Source organism: Cognaticolwellia aestuarii, assembly GCF_002000025.1.
Lineage (GTDB): Bacteria > Pseudomonadota > Gammaproteobacteria > Enterobacterales > Alteromonadaceae > Cognaticolwellia > Cognaticolwellia aestuarii.
In genome coordinates, this window is the sequence record NZ_MUZV01000001.1 from 605,879 (window position 1) to 628,053 (window position 22,175).

Below are 22,175 nucleotides of genomic sequence, written 5' to 3' on the forward strand. Positions count from 1 at the left end.
GATGATTGCATATTATTTTCAATGACGTCTTCAGAAGTAACCGCTTCAGTTGTTACTTGTTCAACTTCAACAGGTTCTTGCTCAGGCTCTTCAATGATATTGTCATTAACATCTTCAACTACCGGAGCAACTTCTTCTTGCTTTTTTTTGCCTAGACCTAGCCAGGAAAACATACCTTTTTTCTTCGACATAAATGTATTTACAATCTTAATTAAATGTATTTGATGTATACGTTTACCACTGAAATCATCAATCTATGATTTGTTGCAACTTGAACAATTCAGTAGATCAGTTGGTATTCACAAGTAAACAAGGATAAAATTGTCGATATAGTACCACCTAACCTGCCGACAAAAAAACAAAAGCTGTTTAAGTTATGAGCAAACTCAAAAAACAATCAGATAAAAATGCCAAAACTGGCCATATTCGTATTATTGCCGGTCAGCATCGTGGTCGAAAATTACCGGTATTAATTGCTGACGGCTTGCGTCCAACCACAGATCGCGTCAAAGAAACCGTATTTAATTGGCTGATGCCTTATATACAAGATGCCAATTGCTTAGATTGTTTTGCCGGCTCTGGTGGACTTGGCTTTGAAGCTATGTCACGTGGTGCAAAATCACTGACCTTAGTTGAACTTAATAAAGCAGCAGCCCAGCAACTAAAGAATAACAAAGCACTACTGAAAATAGATAATATTGAAGTAATACAAAAAAGTGCCCTAGACTTTTTGCAAGCAAACCAACAAAAATTCTCATTAGTTTTTATTGATCCTCCTTTTAGAAAAGGCCTAGCTCAACAAGCTGCAGAACTATTAGTAACTAACTCATTAGCTGAAGACGCCTTAATATATGTTGAAATGGAAGCGGACACTAACGCACAAGTTATGCCGGGTCATTGGCAGCTTTTGAAAGAAAAAGTAGCCGGGCAAGTGGTTTACCGACTTTATCAAAATAGCGTAAGTTAAAAATTATAGCGATTAACCAGGAAATACCTTTATATTAAACTCAAAAGGTATTTCCTATTTCTCCATCCGTCACAAATGACACTAAGTACTGATAGCTTTAGTGCGACACTTTAGGCTTTAACGTTAAGTCATGAAAATCAAAACTAAAGTCAGTGGCATTAGATACCGCTTCCATGCTGACAAAGTTAATACTGCCATCAGTGTTGAGATTAAAGTTTACATAAGCGTCAGCCTCTAATGTTCGATCATCCCAACGAACGATAAAGGTATTATGCTGGTAATGTTCTAAACTGCCATGCAGTGCAGGGGTGTTAGCAAACTGCATCATCAACTTGTTATTTTCCAAGCTAATAACAATTTCACCGTACCAGTTATCGATATAAGTTTGTGCATAACTTGTCAATGGCAAAGAAGGCGTCGAGTCTTTGTCCGCCTGTGAAGCTTGCATAGCAAGATCAGATTGCTTTTCAGCATTATAGGTTTGTTGTTGAGCAGCATAGTGTGCAACCCAATCTTTTGCGGGTAGCTCAAGATACTCGGTAAGAATTTGTTGCGATAGAGCATTGAAAGCAAAGCCCGATTGTTGATTCGTTAAAATGACCATGGCTAAGTTTTCTTCTGGCACCATCACAACTTTTGACACCATGCCTAATATGCCACCGGTATGCTGTACCACTTTAACGCCATGATAATCTTTAACGAACCAACCTAAGGCATAAGCAGTAAAATGGGTTTTATCTTCCACAGTTGCTCGCTCCGGCACAGGCAATAAGGTACGTGCTTGCCACATTTCTCGGCTTTGTTGTGTACTGAAAAGTCTTAAGTCTTGTTCGCCATCTTGACCATATTTGCCCTTGCTTAGCTGGGCTTTAAGCCAAAGTGACATGTCATTAACGCTTGAAGCAACAGAGCCTGCTGAAGAGAACTTTTCTAAAAAATTGCCGCCAACAACATGTAACTTACCCTCTAATGGTACATGAGCACGCGCAACATTTTTGTTGTTATCAGGAATTAATGAAAACTTTGCTCGAGTATTCTTCATGCCTAATTTATCAAAAATACGACTCTGAATCACTTCGTGCCAAGGCTTGCCAGTAATTTTTGCAATAATTTCACCGGCAATGACATACATCAGGTTGTCATAGGCAAATTCGCTACGAAAGCTCGATACTTGTGGTAAATGCTTTAAGCCCTTAATAACGTCTTGATTAGTTAAGGTTGTTTCTGGCCAAATCATTAAGTCGCCAGCACCTAAGCCTAAGCCACTGTTGTGTGACAATAAGTCAATGATGGTAAATTCACGTGTGACATAAGCATCAGGTAACTGAAATTCAGGAATAATATCAATGACTTTTGTTTTCCAGCTTAGCTTGCCCTCATCAACCAGACCTGCCAACAATGCTGCTGTCATGGCCTTGGTATTTGAAGCGACGCCAAATAGCGTATCCGCATTCACTTTTTGCTGACTGCCATGTTTTAAGACACCAAAACCTTTGCTCAGCACTACCTCGTTATCTTTAATAATAGCAACCGCTATGCCGGGTACTTGAAATGCTGCCATCGCTTTGTGTACTGACGATTCAACTTTCGCCACTTTGCTGCTAGGCGCTTTATCTGCGGCTTGGGCAACACCAAGTGTGGTTATAAACAATACACTTGCATATAGCCATGAGTAAGATAGTTTCATTGATATTCCTATACTTATTAGTATTAGTTAAGGTGTTTCTTCAATATTAATGACCAATACCGTAACTGAAATTATGCACGCTGACTAGCATTCAAATAAAACCAATAACAATTGTTTTTTAAAGCTAACTTAGCGTAATAAATAACAAAACCATAATTTAGCCCTGCGCTAAAGCTAAACTATATCGCAAGGCTCCGCTGGCAATACCAGCATCTTAGCTATCAATGACTAGAATACTCTAGGTACAGAGTGAACAAAGGTATGTGGATAAACATTTAGTGATAAGCGAACTCACCTTGCTTGCTCGGTCATCATAATTAAATCATAGCTCTACACTCTTTTATGAGCTTTCGTTTTAAACACATTAGCCGCTTAAAGTTCACTGCTCTTAAAAAATCGCTTTTCTGCTTTGAACTTTAGACCTAAAAAGTCTTAAAGCCTTTCTTCTAGAAAAATCAGAGTGCATGGTTTTCTCCTGCAATATCAAAAGCTTTCGCTTTTACGAAATCTTGTTGAGGTAATATATAGTTAGCAAAGCAAACTAAATTATTATTGCTTAGGCGCTCACTAACTCGTGATTTGCTAACATAACTAGTCGGAATAAATCCTGCCATTAGATTAACGAAATCAAAGTCATTAAAGCTTAATAAATCAAATGATTTAGGTGCTAGTACGGCTAAAAATCGTTCACTAAGCTCGCTTAAGTTCATATTCGATTCAACACTGACATAGCTGCTATTCGCTTGTGGCGTAACATGAATCGTAAGGTAATACTTGCCTTTAATAGCGTTAACCGAATAACCAAAGGGATCAAAAACAAAATCATCTAACAAAAAGTCACCAATCAACTGATCTAGCTGCAAAAATTGACGAATTTCTGCTGATTTCAAACCAGCCGTAGTTAATTTTTCAGAAGCCTCAGCGCTGATTTGATAGGCTAAAAACTCATAGATTTTATCAAGGTTATTGACTCTAAAGTTATTGTCTTGGTGAAAAATATAATTGTGATGGCTATCTAACTCACCAAATCGATAGGCTTTGCCAGCAACATACTGACCCAATAACTTAATATCATCACCAAAGCTGCTAGGTTGAGCATGCGCAAAGTATTCGTTTTTACGTTGATATGTGACTTGCTGAATTTTATCCATACCAATCTGCTGAATAAAAAATTCAACTGAATGTACTAAACGCGTATTACCGCAAGTTAAAATAACGAACCGGTCATGCCAAACAAATAAGCTGGATTCAGAAAGCAGAAACGCTTTGCAGTGCTCATTTTTAACCGATGATAGAATTTGTGCATTACAACATTGTACTAATGCAACCCAAAATTCATCTTCAATATGATCGAGTAGTGAAATCTTGGTTGTATTTACAACTATTTCAGCTTTTTTTTCAGAACCTTCAAAAAACAAAAACATACCCTCAACGAAAAAAATAAAGCTGATCACGAAATTAAAAAGACTAATTAGCGGACAAAAGAGTGCGCGCTATTTTACAAAACAAAAACGACTTTACAATAAAAAACTAGCCGTGCTTTGCCATAAAATTATTGCTTTAAATAAGGTTAATGCGACCCTTGAATTCAATGGTACAGCATGCTTTCACAAAGACACAAGAGACAAACGTAATGCTTTACGCGATGTTTATCATAGCATTGAATCATAATCGCCTTATTTAGATGCTGATATAGTAGTGATATTTATTGTGCTTAATAATATTAATTACCAAAAGATTGAGACGTTTGACAAATATAGCGGTATAGAAAAACAGCGGCATAATGGTAATTATGACTTTACTAAATTTTTTTTGTTGTAAAAAATAGTCCTAGAAGGATTCATTTTCGTGTAAAACTGCTCAACTGAATGAACAAAATATCAAATGTCACCATTGTATTTTGATTATAGAAAAATCATCTTAACCAATTAATTTCACTAAAAATAACTCAAAATATTTTTTGTTAAGCTCACTATTTATCTACAAGTTTGATCTACATCAAACGGTGCTGCGACATAATGTCGCACTCCGTTTAACTCCTTTTGTTTTTAGCAAATATATCAGTAAAAATCGTCCTGTTAGCCACTCACGCTTATTCATCAGGATGTAAAAAAAATGCAGATCTCTAAAATTTCCCAAGCACTTGCTGTTATTTTATCGGTTACAGCAACGTCTGTTTTCGCTGAAGATATTGCGAAAAGTAGTATTGAAGTTATTACCATTGAAGCACCCAAATTAGCTCAGTCAGATACCGCATTAGCAGAGGGTAACTTAGTTATGCCTGACGTTGCTGATTGGCTTAAAACAGTACCTGGTGCCAATATCAATAAAAATGGCCCTATTACTGGTATTGCACAGTACCGCGGTATGTTTGGTGAGCGTGTAGCGAAAAACATTGGTGGCCAACACATTGTTAGTGCTGGACCAAACGCTATGGATGCCCCTTTAACTTATATCAACCCGATCATGGTAAAATCAGTTGCCGTTTATCGAGGTATTGCGCCAGTAAGTGCAGGTATTGATACATTGGGTGGTGCAATAAAAGTGAACTTAAAACAAGCGGAAGTTGATACTGGCGCAACACTAGGTGGTGATTTAGCCTTAAGTTATAACGATATTAACGACGCCTCTACTTTCGCTGGTGATCTTAATATCAGCAATGAAAATACCGGTGTTTTACTGTATTTAACCGACCAACAAGGCGATGACTATCAAGATGGTGATGGCAATACTATTTCTTCAACCCAATACAACAAACAGCAATATGGCGCTGACTTACGTCACCAGCAAGATGACTGGGAAATTGGTCTAACTTGGCATCACGCTGAAACTGATGAATCTGGCACTCCGGCATTACCGATGGATATTGATTACATCGAATCTGACCGTTATAGCCTTGACGGTAAATTACAACTCAGTGATTGGCAATTAAGTTGGCAACTAGGTTATCAAGATGCCATTCATGGTATGGATAACTTCAGTCAACGCGTCAGCATGGATACCAGCATGTATCGCTACAATACTACTGATGCTAAAACTCGTAACTATAAGTTCTTACTCAGTCAAGGCGACTGGCTATTTGGGCTTGAAGGGTACGATTCAGATCATAACGCTGACATTAGCAACCCTGAAAATGCGATGTTCAGTATCGTTAACTTTAACCAAGTAAAAAATCAGCGTAATAGTGCCTTTGTAGAATGGACCCCAAGTAGCGGTAAGTTTTCACATACTTTAGGGTTACGCTTAAAAGATAATCGTGCTGATGCTGGCAAAGTATCAAGCTCCATGGCAATGATGAACCCCAATATTAAAGCCCTGCGTGATGAGTTTAATGACGCTGATCGTGATGTTTCAGATACCACCTTTGATCTTGCGCTAAATAGTGAATATCAATGGAGTGATGCATTAGCCTTAAACTATGCCGTGGCGATTAAACAACGAGCACCGAGCTATCAAGAGCGTTACTTATGGATGCCAATGCAAGCAACTGGCGGTTTAGCTGACGGTAAAACTTACGTGGGTAACATTAATTTAGATGTTGAAACCGCTTACCAGATTAATGCCGGACTTTCATACCAACAAGGTGATTTTGCCATTGCGCCGCAGTTTTTCTATCAAAAAGTGGATGACTATATTCAAGGTACTCCTTCGACAGATATGCGAGTAAAAATGGTGGCAAGCATGATGGGTGATGATAGCCCATTAACTTTCGATAATATCGACGCCACTCTCTACGGTGTAGATATGAATTGGCATTACCGTCTTAATGAACACTTTAAGCTATCTGGTATTGTCAGTTACGTTAAAGGTGAGCGAGATGATATTAATGACGATTTATATCGTATTTCACCACTAAACACGCGTATCAACTTACTTTATCACTATAAAAATTGGCAAAGTAACTTAGCTATTCATGCTTATGCTTCGCAAGATGATGTTTCAGCATTAAATAATGAACAAGCTTCGGCAGGTTATGCAGTTGTTGACTGGCAAGTAGATTACTTTGTCAGTAGCGGGCTAGTTGTACGTTTAGGTGCTAACAACTTATTAGACAAACAATATAGTGACCATTTAGGCGGTGTTAATCGTGCCAATGGTAGTGATATTGCTGTAGGAGAAAAGGTCAGTGCGATGGGCAGAAATGTTTACCTTGCCATGGACTACCAGTTTTAACAGCTATGTTTCATGGTTACACTCTGCCATGACCAATATTTTGCTGTTGGATAATCATATAACTTGGTAGTGCACACACCGCCAAGTTGTATGGCTATAAAACCAGTATCATTTTGATACTGGTTTTTTTTGTAATTTTCTTTGTAATGTTCGACGGTGCATACCTAATTGACGAGCGGTGGCCGACACATTTCCATCATTACTGTTTAGTACCTGATTAATATGCTCCCATTCAACACGTTCTGTCGACATAGTATCGCTATCAATATCCGTATCAATAGTATTATTCGGCACTTGTTCGGTATCTAAAGCCGTTAATAACATTTGTGTATTAACTGGCTTTGCTAAGTAGTCATCTGCACCTAAGCGCATAGCTTGTACAGCTGTAGCCACACTGGCAAAGCCTGTAAGCAAAACTATTTTAACTTTAGGTAAGGTTGCCCTGATCGGTTTAATTAACGTTAAACCATTATCAGCTGCTAGTTTCATATCCAGTAAAATACAGTCGGGTTTTTGCTGTAAACAAGCGTGCAGAGCCTGATCAGCTTGATGAACTTGTTGGCAACTAAAGCCATATTTAGACATACGGCGTGCTAACGTTGCAGCAAAGGAAACATCATCTTCAATAATCAATAATTTTTTCATCACTCATCTTCCTTGTTATCGAGCAGTAAGGGGAGGGTAACTAACGCAATACAACCTTGCTCACTATGATTAATAAGTTTTAACTTTCCACCTAAGCGTTGAAATGTAGAGTTAGACAAAAAAACAGCCATACCCAACCCAGACTTACTTACCACCATTTGCTCACCTAAAACCTCACGTTGCGCTTGGCTCATATTCGCCTCAATACCTGCGCCAAAATCCCGTAATTGCAATGATAAAGTGTTATTAATTCGACTAACCGTTAAGGTAATGTGCTGCTGTTGGCTCTCTTCATTGGCACGAATAGCATTTTGAATTAAATTGAGTAGGGCTGGCAACAACATGGCATCGGAGACAATTTTGCCATGCACAGGGTCAGCTTGAATAATATCAAGCGCTTGCTCAGGAAAATGAAAATGCATTTGATCAACCAGTTGCTCCAGCAACTCGGTCACTGATAATTGTGTTTTTTTGTTTTCTCTAATAGAGGTTGCTAATGAGCGAAAATAGCCGAGTTGATTAGTACATGCAGTCAAAGGTTGAGCCATAGCGACTATCGCCTCATGTTCGGGGTAATCTTCTGCCAATTCTTCATAAAGTAACTGGATATTAGCCAGTGGTGTGGCAACTTGATGAGTTACTTGTGCCGATGCTACACCTAACGCTAATAACTGCTCACTTTTCAGCTGGTCTTCACGTTGTAAGGCAATAGCTCGCTCTCGGTTGGTGATCACGCGAGCCATAGCACCAACCACAAAAGTGACCACTATCACGGATAATAAAAAATTCGCCCACATACCAATAAAGTGGTTACTCATGTCCATATGATGCATGGTATGTTCAGGCATAGTCAGCAGCAAAGCACTATAAGAAGCAATGGCAGAAAATGAAATAAACAATAAATAACTGGCGGGTAGACTAACCGCAGCAATAACAATAGGTAACAGTAAAAGCGAAACAAAAGCGTTAGTCGCACCACCACTGAGTGATAATAAAACCGTTAAAAAAATCACATCCGCTACTAATTGTAAAACAATTGCGACATTACCCGCATCACGCTGCCTAAAAATCAAAATACTGAGAATATGAAATAAGCTTTCAACAATGATAACCACCATTAAAGGTAACAGGGCTATTTGCAGTGACATGACAAAATAAACAATCAAAACCGTTAAGAATTGAATAATAATTGCAGCTGTTCGTAACAGAAACAGCCGCTGAATAATGGTCATGTTTTGGTAGTTAATAACCGGCATAGCAATCCTACAACGAGAAATTAAGCGCTAATTTCTATACCTAAATTTGATAAACCTTCTTCAAGCACCAGTGCTTTCGCTTTTATACAACTGGCTTTGTTTTCACTGGCAGTGCTTAAAAAATCAAAAAGCTCATTTTGTGTGGCAATTTCCCACTGCATTAATGGATGCTCGGTAATTTGTTCTGGGGAAATTTCGATTTCATCTTCGTTCGGTGTAGTTGCATCAAGTTCTTCTGCCAAGCTCAATTCAACATAATAACTGACACTGTTTTCTGACAATTTACCGACATTAACAAAGCCATCGCTTTCAGGATCTTGCATTGCTTGAAATAACGACATCAATGCCATTGTGCAATCAAGAGCAGGAAAAACACCTAAAAAATCAAAAGCATCAGGATCTGGCACTTGTTCTTCAAGTTTATTAATTTGCGCATCATAGTTAATTTTGCAGCGGTTAGCCTTATCTAGCCATTGCCAAACAAGATCAAGTTGATTTCTTAACACCTTAAAATTACCAAATTCTACATGTTCAGCAAACATTTGATAATTTGGCAACATACGCTCAAGTAATGCAGCACAAAATGCGACTTGTTGCCATTGACTCAGTTTTTTAAAAGGTAGGTTAATCGCCACGTAAAATCTCATAATTAATGATAAAAAATAGACCCTTAGTATATACCCAAACCGCCCAAAGATGCGAGTTTCAGTCGCTTTGAAAGTACAACTATTAAGACCTTTATTGATATATTGGCATATATACCCAAGCCACTTGAAGATGCAGAATTGTGCAAGTGCTTTGGGTATATCATTGTGTGCTTAAAATGCGATAAATTTAAGCGAGTATGCAATCATTAACAGTAATTTTATAACTACAACGCCGATCGCCCGCCAGCAAATATTCACCGTGCTGAACTTTATAGTTATCACCCAAACATTGCTGAAAAATAGCTAATTCTGAACGACAAAAACTTTGGCATTGGCTTGCTGCAGCACAAATAGGGCAGTGGTTTTCGATCAATACGTAATGCTGATCAGAAACTTTTTCCACACGCGCAATATAACCTTCATCACTACGAATGAGCGCTAATGTAGAGACTTTACTCGCTAGTGTTTTACAATGCTTGAGAGCTTCCTGGTATCTTTTAAGAATTTGTTGCTCTCTTACTGTAATAAGTTGCGCTAGTCCTTGTTCACCAAATACGGTATTGACCGAATCAAGTAACTGTAAGGTTAAGTCCGCATGTCGATCAGGGAAACGTTGGTGGCCTAGCTCGGTTAGTTGCCACATTTGCTTAGGGCGGCCAATGTTAGCCCTTTCGAGAAAGTGGCTCACTAATTTTTTTCGTTCTAAACGTAATAAATGTTGCCTTGCCCCCATACTTGTCATGTTGAGGGCTTTTGCTAGGGTACCTGAGGTCATAGCACCTTGGCTTTTCAATTTCGCTAAGATGGTATCAATGTTTTTTACTGGTTCCATTTTTATCAATCAAAAAGCTGCGTGGTATAGGCTAATAAAGATAAAACTATACAAAGTTAAATTCAACTCACAAAAAAAGGACCATTAGGTCCTTTTTAGCTACCGAGTCAAATTAACTTAGTTAATCTTAAAACTCGACGGTTTACATAATTTAAACTTATTTTTCTGCTTCAGTTTCAGGCGTTACAGGTACAAAGCGAATAGCATTAACTTTAACTTCAGAATCACTTTGATTACGTAACTGTGCTAAACGATTGATTTGACCTACAGAGCCAAGCATAGCGTGAATAGGAATAAATAAACCACGCTTATGGAAGTCTAATACCTTATCGTCGCTTAGTTCTTGAACTTTTTTCTCGTCAATATTGTATAAACCAACAAGCTTTTTAGTTTCGCCAGAAGCAAAGCTAATGCGAACTTCAAGCTCTAACAATAAGTCATTGTCGGCAAGCTCTTTAATGAACTTTTCATTCATCACTTCGTTATCATATAAACGACCAAGTGAATCTTGCACGCCTTTAAAGAATTCAGTGTCTTTACCTTCGGCATCAAATAGCTCGTGCTCTTTATCTTCACCAACAAATTGGTTATCTAAATCAACACATGCCGTTAATGTTTTTTCTTTTTCAGGGTCTAAACCTAAAGAAAACGGTGCAATTGAAATACTTTGCGGGATATAAACCGCATTCCAACCTTCTTTTTTATGATATAGGTTTTCGCCAGCTTCTAAGCCTAGCATTACCACACTACGGTAGCGCTCAGTACCTTGATCTTTAACAATAACGATTGGGTAGCTTGTTGCTGCTTGGGTATATTCAGGCGCAGTGATTGGTGCAATATGCTGATTTTCCACATGTGATAAATCGCGCTTAGCGGCAATTTTAATATTCTGGTGAGTTTCTTTTTTAATCGGGGTAACGTTAGCCATTAATAATTTCTCTTTTTACTGCGTCTTTAATCGTTGTCGTTTTTGACACTTTTTTGTTGTTACTAATAATTATGGAGACACCCATCAGCGCTTTCAATGGTATAATTAAAATTATCTGTAGATAATTTTAATTTACACAGCCAATAGCGATTAAATTGCATCAAAAAAGCGCTATATTAGACGATGAGGTATATATTCAAAAAGATATGAAAATCAGCCATTATTTTTTCCTGGCTTTAGCGGTTATTAGCCCAATGAGTATGGCCTTGCCTAAGGTTAATAATACCTTCAGTGTATCTGAAAGTGGTTTTGCTCGGGTACAAGTTCACAATGATACCTTTGAAATGTTAGCTTGTTATGTCGCCATTGACGGTCATAAAGTAAAATTTCAATTGCGGCCTAAATCGTCTACTAATTGGATCACTGCTACCGATAAACGTTTTAACTATAAAAACTTTAGCACATGGTGTGATTATTTAGATGTGCATCCAAAGTACAATGCTTACCGTATATATTAAGAGTATAATTATTTACAAGAAGGCATAATAGTTAAGTGCTAATGACTTAACTATTATGCCATAACGGGTGAGTATTTGTCTGTTGTCAGCAGTGTTGTTTAAATTTGCTAACAGCTCATGACAATATCAAACAATCGACACTTCGTTTTTTTAGCCTTGCCAACGTTTAAAGATTAACGAGGTATTAATGCCACCAAAAGCAAAGTTATTACTCATCACATAATTCGTTTTAATTTCTCGTCCTTGACCAACAATATAATCAAGATCGCCGCATTGGTCATCAACATGCGCCAAATTCAGTGTTGGCGCAAACCAGTTATCTTGCATCATGTGAATACAAGCCCAAGCTTCAATACTGCCACATGCACCTAAGGTATGTCCTAAATAGCTTTTTAGTGAGCTAAGTGGCACTTTACCAAAGACATTAGCCGTTGCATTTGATTCAGCAATATCACCTTTTTCTGTAGCGGTTCCGTGCGCATTTACATAACCTATAGCTTGCGCTTCCAAACCAGCATCTTCAAGCGATAACTCAATCGCGACTTGCATAGTTTCAGCGGTTGGTTGAGTGACATGTTTACCATCAGAATTAGAACCAAAGCCAACAATTTCAGCAAGTATTTTTGCCCCTCTTGCTTTGGCGTGTTCAAGTTCTTCTAAAATTAACGTACAGGCTCCTTCACCAATCACTAAACCATCACGGTCTTTATCAAAAGGTTTCGGCGTTAATTTGGGCTGATCATTTTTAGTGCTAGTAGCATATAAGGTATCAAACACCGCAGCTTCAGTAACACAAAGCTCTTCAGCGCCACCGGCAATCATAGCTTTTTGTTTGCCAAACTTAATAGCTTCATAAGCATAGCCAATACCTTGAGAGCCAGATGTACAGGCTGAACTTGTCGTTATAACCCGACCTTTAGCGCCAAAAAAAACACCAATATTTACCGGTGCAGTGTGTGACATCATTTGGATATAACTGGTAGCAGTCACCCCATTCATGGTGTTATTTTCCATCATATTGCCAAAAGCAACTAACGGTGCCGTAGAGCCAATAGAAGAGCCATAAGAAACACCTGTGCGGCCATCTGTTAACGCGGCATCATCTAACAACTGAGCTTGCTCAAGCGCTAATTCAGTTGCACGTGTTGCCATTAATGACACTCGTCCCATTGAACGAATCATTTTACGTTTGTAATGAGCTGGCTTTTCAAAATGTGTCACTGGAGCACCTAGACAAGTATTCAGCCCCTCTAGCTCCTGCCATTGCGGCATAATTTGTACCGCATTATTACCTTGTTCAAGCGCCGATCTGAACGTAGACCAGTCATCACCTAAAGCTGTTATTGCCGACATGCCTGTAATTACAACTCGTTTCATTACACGATTCCGCCATTAACTGATATCACTTGACGCGTGATATAAGCGGCACCATCAGAAACTAAAAATGACACCGTTGCAGCCACCTCTTCAGGCTTTCCAACGCGCCTTAATGGGATCATTTTTTTCACTTCATCTAGCGGCAAGTCTTGGGTCATATCAGTATCAATTAAACCAGGCGCAACACAATTTACGGTAATTTTACGCTTAGCTAACTCAAGCGATAAAGCTTTAGTAGCCGCAATAACACCACCTTTAGCAGCGCTATAATTAACTTGCCCGCGATTACCTGCAATACCAGATACTGAGGCCATAGTAACAATTCTGCCACCTTGCTTGGCTCTTACCATCGGCATCACGACCGGATGAATAACATTATAAAAACCATCCAGTGCGGTATTAATCACGCTGCTCCAGTCTTCACTTTCCATTGCCGGAAACGCCATATCTTTGGTGATACCTGCATTACAAATCACACCGTAATAAACTCCATTTTCTGCCATATCACTTTCAATCGCTTGCTTAGCTGACTGCTGATCACAAACATCAAACTGTAAAACCGTAGCTTTACGACCCAGCGCTATTATTTTTTCTTGTGTGTCGTGTGCGGCGTCAAGTCCACTTCGACAATGCACGGCAATATCAAAACCATCTTCAGCAAGCTTAATGGCAATGGCTTTGCCTAAACCTCGGCTAGAGCCCGTTACTAAAATTCTTTTAATATTATCGGTCATTTCATTATTCACTTATCATTGTTTTTTATTGGTATGGCTATGCGTAACTTTCTTGAATAAAAGCATCAGGGTCTTTCGGCTGAAAAACATTAATATTGGCTTGCGCCAATACGCTTTGTTCTGGGCTTATTATTTCACATTCAAAAACTCTTAATCCGGAGTCCTCACGGTATAATTCTTTAATCGTTATGGTGAGCCTTTCATCTAAAGCAAAGAACGGGCACATTGTTTTATATTTCCGAGCGCCTAATAGAAAACCTATTTGTACGCTATCGTTATCATCCAAAGCATGAGCACCAGCAAATGCAGCTATAGTCTGCGCCATATATTCACTGCCGATATAACTTGGCACCCCTTTTTTAGCGGTGTTATAAAATGGACTTCGCGGAGTAATTGCCACAGAACATCGGCAAGAATCAAGGTCATAATGTTCTAGCGTGTCTATCAAGATCATCGGTGATTGATGAGGCAAAACCTGATTAATATCGTAATTATTCATACTTTTTTCCAATCACAGCACTAAAATTATTACCACCAAAAGCAAATGAATTGCTTAAGCAATAGTGAATTTTATCCAAACACTCACCTTGACTCAGCTTTATCTGCGGTAGGCGCTGATCATAAACGCCATCTTTACAATTAGCTGGTAATTTATGCGCATTATTATCGTCACTCAATAACAACCAACACAAACCTAGTTCTAATGCTCCCGCGGCTCCCAAGGTATGTCCGGTGAGATGCTTAGTTGAACCACAAAACACATGATCACCACAAACATTAGCCATAGCTAAAGCTTCCATCTCATCATTTTTAACCGTACCTGTACCATGCAAATTAACGTAATCAATTTGCTCTGCGCTAATCTTAGCATTATTAATCGCCATAGCCATTGCTTGAGCAGCACCACTACCATCGGGAATAGGTGCCGATATATGGTAAGCATCAGACGTTTCGCCAGCACCCAATAATTGAATACCGTCATCATCACGTGTAACAACAAATAACGCAGCAGCTTCACCAATATTTATGCCATCTCTGTCAGCACTAAAAGGTCGGCAGGTACTACTACTAATCGACTCTAATGACTTAAAACCATTGACGGTAAGCTGGGTTAAGCTATCAATACCGCCGGCTATAACTACATCAGCCAAGCCATTTTCAAGTAAAGCACTAGCACTTATCAACGCTTTACCACTGGAAGAACAAGCAGTTGAAATACCATAAACGGGGCCTTTAGCGTTAGCTAATGCTGCGATATAGCTAGCCGGTGCTGACATTTCTTGTACTTCATAGCGAAAATCTTCAGGAAATTTACCTTCATTTTCAAAAGTTTTTCGTGCTAATTCGCCTTCATAAATGCTGGCTGTACTTGTGCCAATAACAACAGCAATACGATGTTCACCGTATTTGGTAGTTAATTGCTGCACAATACTGGCTATCTGTTGATAAGCTAAATAAGCTAGTTTGTTGTTATTAGTGGTTATTCCGTCAAGCGCTTTATCATCAGGTAATGTTACACGACCAACATATTGAGCTGTGTCTAAAGGCAAATCATTATCCAGCGATAAAAACCTTTCTTCACCCGATATTAGCGCCGCTAAAACGTCAGCTTTATTATTTCCTAGTGCACAAACTACACCGAACTCTTTTAAACACGTGCTCACGAATTTTCCCTTTCAAGATTAGTTAAGCGAATACGATAACCACGAATGAAGTTTTCCAATTCATAGCCATCATCACGTTTTTCTATTTTGATGATATCTCGATTATTCTGCGTAATAATTCGCTGCCAAATAATGCTATTTTCATGTAAAACAGGCGTTTGCTTCACATCAATATCATGACCTAACATTGCTGTTTTTAATACCGATAATGGCCAATTGCATAACTGTATATCGGCAATAATAAAAGCAATATCGACACTTGGTAGCGGCACATACTGATTCATTTCAGTGGCTTTATCACTAAACCAAACGAAGTCAAATAATGGCAAACCTTGTGGTGAAACAGCGGCCATAGCAATTTCATCTCGGCGATATTCAACTTGCGCGATAAACTGATGTGTTTGCTCTTTTGAGGTAATAACCACTAAATGGCTATCAACCGTTGCTATTTTATTTGTCGGTGGCGCAGTTAGTATAAAACTTAACTCATCAGCTAAAAACACTGATTTATTATCCGACGTTAGTGCACAAGCGGTTAATAGCAACACTAAGAGCAACACTAGTGGCTTGCTTATCAAGCGATAGCGGCTATTTAACTTGGTTGACATATTTCAGCCAAAACACTTAAACGTCGAACACTTTTTTCCACATAAGGATTTTTTTCATCCCATGCATAACCCGCTAAAATAGAGCTGATCATACGACGTACGGCATCATCATGCTGATCGTGGTAAACCACATTTTGGAAGCTCTCGTCATACCAAGCTTCAACAAAACATCTAAAAGTATCAACACCAAACTTTAATGGCTTCGCATACTCACTTTCCCAATCAACACTATTGCCTTGCAGCTGCCTTTTTACTAGAGGTGCAGCCAAAGAAGCTGATTTCATTGCTATGGTAACCCCCGAAGAAAACACGGGATCTAAAAATTCACCTGCATTACCCAATAAGGCAAAGTTATCACCCCAAAGTTTAGTCACATCAGCAGAGTAACCTTTAATACTTCGCGCTTCTCCAATTGGTGTTGCATTTTTCATTAAGCGTTGTAAATTTGGGTCTTGATTAATAAAGTTCATCAAGGTGTCAATTGGCGCTAACGAAGCATCAAAGCGCTCAGGTAAACCGACAACACCAACACTGGCACTACCATCTGAAAATGGGATCAGCCAATACCACACATCACTGAAATTTGGGTTAACCGTGATCAAAATTTTATCCCGATCAAATTCAGGGCAATCTATACCATCTTTAAAATGACTAAAATAGCTATGTCTAACGGGGAATTCAGACGGTAATTCCAGTTTAAGCAGTTTAGGCAATACTCGGCCAAAGCCACTACCATCAAGTAAAAATTTTGCCCGCACTTTATAAGCGCTGCCATCGTCGTCAGATACCTCAAGGCAAACCTCAGGCTGTAAAGTCAGCACTGAGTCTACCTGATGGCCATAACGAATCTCGACCTGTTTTTTTTCAGTTTCATCAGCAAGTAGTTTATCAAATATCGCTCTTTTTACTTGATAAGTAGTACCTCTGCCTGCACTAAACTTTTCAGTAAAATCAAATGCTGAATTTTTACCTTGTTTATGAAATGCCGCACCGTTTTTAAATTGAAAGCCATATTCTTCAGCATAGCGATCTAACGCCTGCTCAAGACCCGCTTCTTTTAAGAACTCCATACATTGCGGCAATAAGCTCTCACCAATTGAAAAGCGCGGAAAGTGTTGTTTTTCCAGTATCAATACCGACAAACCATCAGCAACTAATAATGATGCCGCAACACTGCCTGATGGGCCGGCACCAATAATAACCACATCGTAGTTTTGATTCACTTGTTGTGCTGAAGGTTTACTATTCATGAACTTCTCATATCATTTAAATTTATGTTTTTAGTAGCAATAGGCGCTAAAATAAAAATACTGACAATGCCTATCATCACAGTTAGACCAAAACTACTCACTGCCGGAGTAGCACTAAAAACCAGGATTCCGAATACTGCTGCTGATGATAAAGCAGATAAACTGATGGCTAAAAAGGTTTTAACTTGTAGGCCATGTTCTTGATAAAAAATAACGTAATCAATAGCTAAAGCAATAATAAGCAACACAGCAAGTAAATTAAATATATTTAAGTGACTAGAAAATAACTGACTAAGGGTTAAAGCGAGTAATGCACTACCGATGGTTGCGATAGCAGATAATGCTCCTGCTTTTAAACCATACTTAGCAAATAAAATAACCACTACAACCATAAATGCGCTCGCTAACAGCCACAAAATACCTTGTCGATATTGCCCAAGTGCATCGCTTACATCACTCGCGGTATCATATAAAGACACATGCGGATTTTCAGCTAACCACAATAAATTTTCCGCTGACAATGGCGCCTGAGAAAGCTCTAGCCATGACGCGTATTCCAGACCATTTCCCGTATCATAGTAAGCAATATAAGACTCGCCAATTGCTGCCAATGGTCCTTGCAAGAAATCCTGAAACGTTAACGGTTTAAAAGCATTTACTGGGTCATCCAAGCCGCTGAGCGCTAATACCGCTTGAAAATGGCCTTGTTCATCAGCCTTTGCTAATAAAGCATGGTGCTGTTGCTGACGTTTAATGGAAGGTAAAAGTTTATTGATGCCTTTCACCCGAATATTGGCTTGGTTAGCTAACACTCGATCAATCACTTGCTCTTGTATTTCTAACATTTCTTGTGTTGTTTTGGCTTTAATAATCAAGCGTTGCGAGTGGTGATAATTAAGCGCTTTGGCGACACTAATCTCTTGTTCAATTAACCATTTAGGACTGGAATTAAGCAAACGTACATCATCATCAAACTTAATAGGCGCCAATACAGCAAGTGATACTAAGCTAAATACCAGTAACGAAATAATCATTTTTTTATAACGAACAAGGTTACTGAAAACATTAACCCCTTGCTGACTAAAAGCTACAGCAGAGGCTGAGCTGGTTATTTTGTTAAAGCCTTTTAATTGCGGTAATAAAGCTAACACTGTAATAAGTGCCCCAAACAGCCCGAATATCATAAATACCGCCACTTGACTCAATAAAGTTAACGGGGAAAAAACTAAAATAAAATAACCAATAGCGGTAGTAATAAAACCAAGTACTAAAGGCTTAGTTAGCGGATTACTTTTCTGGTCTTGCTGGAGGTTTTTTTGCCTATCCGCATAGACCAAAGCATGAAAGCAGTAGTCGATTACCACACCAATTAAGGTAATCGCGAAAACTAAGGTAAGTAAATGTAAACTTTGAAAAAATAACAAAATAGCAATAAAGCCATAAGCACTCGCAATAGACAATACTAATACCGCACTCCATAAAGGCAGCATAGAACGAAAAGCGCTCCAAATTAACAGCAATACGGCAACAAGAGATAAAACACCAAAAGTCGATATTTCTGTTTTAGCTTGGCGAGTTGATTCTGCAGTATGAAAAAGTATGCCTGAGTATATTAGCTCCACTTTTTCTACGTTACGAATATCGTTAAACAACTGTTGTAATTTAGCCGAAATATCAACGCTAGTATTAAGATCTAAGCCATCAAGTGTCACTTGTAATCGACTTATCAAGTAGCGTTGTCCTTGCACGTTAACAAACGCCACACCTTGGTCAAACTCAACGTCTGCTAAGTTAGATAGTGCTACTTGTAAATACTCAGCTAAATTTAATCTCGGCGCTGTTGCTATGGTTTCGCTAACAAAAGGGTTTGCAACTTGTATAATTTGCTTTGTTGCTAGTTGTGCTAAAGCTTGGCTATTATCAAGATGTTCAAGATACGAAGACGTTAAAAAATTATGTCGAAAAGGACGATAAAACTCAGCAATATCAGTTAAAGAGGGTTCTATAAGCGGCGCTAAACTAACGTTAGCAACATCATGCACTTTCATCGCTAAAGCATCATGAGCCTTAAGTGCATTGTCTCCAGCAATGAGTACTAGCAACTGCTGGCTTTTACTCTTAAATAGCGCCTGTTCTGCGGCACTAAAATCTTGCTGTTGTGCTGAATGCGGCAATATCGATAGCAAATTGCTTTCAATGCGCCACTGGCCAAAAAATAGTAAGTAACCTCCCAACAAAAATACTGCGAGTAATTGCAACCAATATAACTTTTTCAATTTATTGAAGTCGCGCACGCACAGCCTCTGGCAACATCGTCATCGGAGTTAGTTGTAAAGTGATCTCAGTACGATTACCACTATGTTCATGCAGAACAATATGATTAATATCGTTCAGGTTTTGTTGATTTTTTTCTGGCGTATTAATATGGCATAACTGCACATTATCAATAATTTTCGCTAATTGGGTCAATTTAGGCGTTAAACTCAAGCAATGGTCAATCGTGCTAGCGTTAATTGTAAAATTTTTAGCTAATTGCTCACTATCACCCGACATAATATTCAATAACACCTGGCTGATAGCGCTAGCGCCTTTAAGTTCTTGGCTATCGCCGGTACCATTTTCAGTGAACAGACCCGATTTTTTCAGTAGCAACGCAGAATATATCGGTTGCTCAGTTTGCCACAACAAACCAATGCTAACATCAAAGTAGAGTTCACCTTGCGACTTAATAGGGTGCTTTAACACTTTGAAATATTTACGTTGAACAAAACTACCCGACGCTATAGGCATAGTACTTAAGGTAGGTTGATTTAACGGCTCGTCTGGGTAGTTTTCGGCACCCGCACTAAAACATATTACTAACATAAGTAACAGCATTGCGATAACGTTACTACGCTCAAACAGTGTCATGATCACTCGCATTTATTTGATTAATTTTATCAAGTAAAATAGCTGGCGATACGTACTGCATTTCTTCGTTCGATAGATCAACTGCCACTTGCACTGTATAACCTTTGGTCAATTTCTTACCTGTAGCTGCACAGCAAATCGTATAGTTTATTTTCAACCTTGACTCATACTCTACTAGCTCTGCCTTAACGATAATTTTTTGTGTAAATACCGCTGAGCCAATATATTTAGTGCGCATATCAACAATTGGCCACATATAACCCGACGCGTGCATATCAAGATAGTCATACGATATTTTACGCAATAGCTCACAACGGGCTACCTCAAAATAGCGGGCGTAATTACCATGCCAAACCACCTGCATTGGATCACAATCATGAAAGGGTACATCAATGATAACCTGAGCCGATAAAAACACCGATTTACTCATATAAGCTCCAGCGTTGGGTTTGAATAGCATCTACGGTAAAGCGTAATAGTTTATCGAGTGGTCGATCATCGACTAAAGGTTCGAAAAACTGGCAAATATCGTCGTACATTGCCATAACAGGTGCGGGTAAAGTGTCATGCTCAAGTTCATTATTAGCAATACGAATACGAACTCCCTGAACAGCTGCTAACAATGCACTAGCAAGCACTTGTTCGGTTAATTGTAGTACTCGCATCGCATCACGAGCAGCTATAGTGCCCATACTCACTTTATCTTGATTGTGACATTCTGTTGAACGCGAAAAAACACTCGCCGGCATGGTATGTTTCAAGGCTTCAGCAGTATAGGCTGAAGCGCCAATTTGTACGGCTTTGAAACCATGATTGATGTAACGACGCTCACCTTCACTCATCGATAAATTCGACGGTAAGCCATTGTTATAACGAGTATCAACCAAAGATGCTATTTGTCGATCGGCTAAATCAGCTAAATTAGCCACCGCGGGCTTCATAGAATCCATTACCATAGCAATATGACCACCATAAAAGTGGCCACCATGTAAAACATGTTCGCCAGGACCATCAATAATAGGATTATCATTAGCTGAATTCAATTCATTCTCAATCATTTGGCGAAACCAAGGTAAGGAATCTTGTAAAACACCAATAACATGAGGCGCACAACGAATAGAGTACCTATCTTGCAAGCGATCAGCATTACGCGGGTGGTCAACATGATTCAAATCGTTACGGATCCAAGTCGCTATCTGTTGTTGGCCGATGTGCGGTTTTACTGAAAAGAGAATTTCATCAAAATGGTGGCTATTCCCCTTCAAAGCTAAGCTTGCTAGCGCAGTAATACGCGCTGATAATTTTGCTAAATATTGCGAGCGGTCAAAAGCTAAACAAGCAATAGCAGTCATAACCGCAGTGCCATTCATAATAGCTAAACCTTCTTTAGGTCTAAGTACAATAGGCTTTAAGCCTAAACTATTCATGACATCAAGACTGTTACGTATTTCACCTCGATAATAAACATCGCGTTCACCAACTAACGCGCCGGCGACATAAGATAAAGGGGTTAAATCACCACTAGCACCAACTGAGCCCTCTTGAGGTATAACTGGCACAATATCGTGTTGCAAAAATGCTTTCAAAAGCTCTAATAACGGCCAACTAACGCCTGAATAACCTTGAGATAAAGAAGTTAGTCGCGTCGCTAAAATCGCACGCCCCTCAAAAGAGCTAAACATATCACCCAGCCCACAACCATGAAATCGCGTTAGGTGTAAAGGCAACTCAGGCACTAAATTCAAAGGAACATTAACCGTAACAGAATCCCCATAACCGGTTGTTACACCATAAATAACGCCATCTTCTTGCAACAAGGTATCAAGGAATTTAATTGCAGAATCTATTTTATTTGTAAAATCAACCGACTGACTTAACTCAACATCAAGATCTTTTTTAGCTATATCGACAATATTTTCTATTTTAACTCGTGCTTCACCGAATTTAATGGTGCTTTGACTATTAGGCACTGATGTTAC

Annotated in this window: 20 protein-coding genes and 1 pseudogene; 3 read left to right on the forward strand and 18 right to left on the reverse strand. The window is 38.9% G+C overall.

The window, feature by feature from the left end:
- Positions 1-191 (reverse strand): annotated as a pseudogene (locus tag B0169_RS19425) (hypothetical protein); the annotation flags it as partial.
- Between the two features lie 185 nt (positions 192-376).
- On the opposite strand from B0169_RS19425, the gene rsmD reads away from it, so the two are divergent.
- A complete protein-coding gene (gene rsmD, locus B0169_RS02705) occupies positions 377-967 on the forward strand; it encodes a 16S rRNA (guanine(966)-N(2))-methyltransferase RsmD (protein WP_077284393.1) in 591 nt (196 codons plus the stop codon).
- A gap of 97 nt (positions 968-1,064) precedes the next feature.
- Here the strand turns inward: rsmD and B0169_RS02710 are convergent, their stop codons facing one another.
- Both B0169_RS02710 and B0169_RS02715 read right to left on the reverse strand, forming a co-directional pair.
- A complete protein-coding gene (locus B0169_RS02710) occupies positions 1,065-2,654 on the reverse strand; it encodes a serine hydrolase (RefSeq protein WP_077284394.1) in 1,590 nt (529 codons plus the stop codon).
- Between the two features lie 455 nt (positions 2,655-3,109).
- Positions 3,110-4,072: a hypothetical protein gene (locus B0169_RS02715; RefSeq protein WP_077284395.1), complete on the reverse strand. Its 963-nt coding sequence runs from the start codon at positions 4,070-4,072 to the stop codon at positions 3,110-3,112.
- A 697-nt stretch (positions 4,073-4,769) separates the two neighbouring features.
- Here B0169_RS02715 and B0169_RS02720 point away from each other — a divergent pair.
- Complete coding sequence (locus B0169_RS02720; RefSeq protein ID WP_077284396.1) at positions 4,770-6,827, forward strand: TonB-dependent receptor plug domain-containing protein; 2,058 nt, start codon at positions 4,770-4,772, stop codon at positions 6,825-6,827.
- A gap of 108 nt (positions 6,828-6,935) precedes the next feature.
- Here the strand turns inward: B0169_RS02720 and B0169_RS02725 are convergent, their stop codons facing one another.
- The 5 genes from B0169_RS02725 to B0169_RS02745 all read right to left on the reverse strand — a co-directional run bounded on the left by B0169_RS02725 (position 6,936) and on the right by B0169_RS02745 (position 11,135).
- Complete coding sequence (locus B0169_RS02725) at positions 6,936-7,472, reverse strand: response regulator transcription factor (protein WP_077284397.1); 537 nt, start codon at positions 7,470-7,472, stop codon at positions 6,936-6,938.
- Complete coding sequence (locus tag B0169_RS02730) at positions 7,472-8,728, reverse strand: sensor histidine kinase (RefSeq protein WP_235838444.1); 1,257 nt, start codon at positions 8,726-8,728, stop codon at positions 7,472-7,474. Before B0169_RS02730 ends, B0169_RS02725 begins: the two co-directional genes overlap by 1 nt.
- 20 nt (positions 8,729-8,748) lie before the next feature.
- Entirely contained in the window at positions 8,749-9,363 is a 615-nt protein-coding gene (locus B0169_RS02735) for a YjaG family protein (protein WP_077284398.1), read from the reverse strand.
- Positions 9,364-9,562: 199 nt separating this feature from the next.
- Positions 9,563-10,207 carry a helix-turn-helix transcriptional regulator gene (locus B0169_RS02740; protein ID WP_077284399.1) on the reverse strand — a complete coding sequence of 215 codons (645 nt, stop codon included), beginning with the start codon at positions 10,205-10,207 and terminating at the stop codon, positions 9,563-9,565.
- 157 nt (positions 10,208-10,364) lie between these two features.
- Positions 10,365-11,135, reverse strand: a complete 771-nt coding sequence (locus B0169_RS02745) for a SapC family protein (RefSeq protein ID WP_077284400.1) — start codon at positions 11,133-11,135, stop codon at positions 10,365-10,367.
- A 155-nt stretch (positions 11,136-11,290) separates the two neighbouring features.
- Between B0169_RS02745 and B0169_RS02750 the strand changes: the two genes are divergently transcribed.
- Positions 11,291-11,653 carry a hypothetical protein gene (locus B0169_RS02750; RefSeq protein WP_077284401.1) on the forward strand — a complete coding sequence of 121 codons (363 nt, stop codon included), beginning with the start codon at positions 11,291-11,293 and terminating at the stop codon, positions 11,651-11,653.
- Between the two features lie 150 nt (positions 11,654-11,803).
- Here B0169_RS02750 and B0169_RS02755 read toward each other — a convergent pair whose 3' ends face one another.
- The 10 genes from B0169_RS02755 to B0169_RS02800 are packed head-to-tail and all read right to left on the reverse strand — an operon-like array spanning position 11,804 to position 22,166.
- Positions 11,804-13,030: a beta-ketoacyl-ACP synthase gene (locus tag B0169_RS02755; RefSeq protein WP_077284402.1), complete on the reverse strand. Its 1,227-nt coding sequence runs from the start codon at positions 13,028-13,030 to the stop codon at positions 11,804-11,806.
- Positions 13,030-13,764 carry a 3-oxoacyl-ACP reductase FabG gene (gene fabG / locus B0169_RS02760; protein ID WP_077284544.1) on the reverse strand — a complete coding sequence of 245 codons (735 nt, stop codon included), beginning with the start codon at positions 13,762-13,764 and terminating at the stop codon, positions 13,030-13,032. Before fabG ends, B0169_RS02755 begins: the two co-directional genes overlap by 1 nt.
- 37 nt (positions 13,765-13,801) lie before the next feature.
- The gene (locus tag B0169_RS02765; protein ID WP_077284403.1) at positions 13,802-14,263 is read right to left on the reverse strand and encodes a hotdog family protein; all 462 of its coding nucleotides are present in this window, start codon (positions 14,261-14,263) and stop codon (positions 13,802-13,804) included.
- Positions 14,256-15,428: a beta-ketoacyl-ACP synthase gene (locus B0169_RS02770; protein WP_077284404.1), complete on the reverse strand. Its 1,173-nt coding sequence runs from the start codon at positions 15,426-15,428 to the stop codon at positions 14,256-14,258. Before B0169_RS02770 ends, B0169_RS02765 begins: the two co-directional genes overlap by 8 nt.
- On the reverse strand, positions 15,425-16,036 hold the full coding sequence (locus B0169_RS02775) for a DUF3261 domain-containing protein (protein ID WP_077284405.1): 612 nt from the start codon (positions 16,034-16,036) through the stop codon (positions 15,425-15,427). The genes B0169_RS02770 and B0169_RS02775 overlap by 4 nt, the downstream gene beginning before the upstream one ends.
- Positions 16,021-17,286, reverse strand: coding sequence for an NAD(P)/FAD-dependent oxidoreductase (locus B0169_RS02780; protein WP_179143618.1), 1,266 nt, complete (start codon positions 17,284-17,286; stop codon positions 16,021-16,023). The genes B0169_RS02775 and B0169_RS02780 overlap by 16 nt, the downstream gene beginning before the upstream one ends.
- Positions 17,283-19,580 (reverse strand): MMPL family transporter, encoded by a 2,298-nt coding sequence (locus B0169_RS02785; protein WP_077284406.1) that lies wholly within the window; start codon positions 19,578-19,580, stop codon positions 17,283-17,285. Before B0169_RS02785 ends, B0169_RS02780 begins: the two co-directional genes overlap by 4 nt.
- Complete coding sequence (locus tag B0169_RS02790) at positions 19,564-20,196, reverse strand: outer membrane lipoprotein carrier protein LolA (protein ID WP_077284407.1); 633 nt, start codon at positions 20,194-20,196, stop codon at positions 19,564-19,566. The genes B0169_RS02785 and B0169_RS02790 overlap by 17 nt, the downstream gene beginning before the upstream one ends.
- Positions 20,183-20,626: an acyl-CoA thioesterase gene (locus B0169_RS02795; RefSeq protein ID WP_077284408.1), complete on the reverse strand. Its 444-nt coding sequence runs from the start codon at positions 20,624-20,626 to the stop codon at positions 20,183-20,185. Before B0169_RS02795 ends, B0169_RS02790 begins: the two co-directional genes overlap by 14 nt.
- Positions 20,619-22,166, reverse strand: coding sequence for an HAL/PAL/TAL family ammonia-lyase (locus tag B0169_RS02800; protein ID WP_077284409.1), 1,548 nt, complete (start codon positions 22,164-22,166; stop codon positions 20,619-20,621). Before B0169_RS02800 ends, B0169_RS02795 begins: the two co-directional genes overlap by 8 nt.
- Positions 22,167-22,175: the final 9 nt, after the last annotated feature.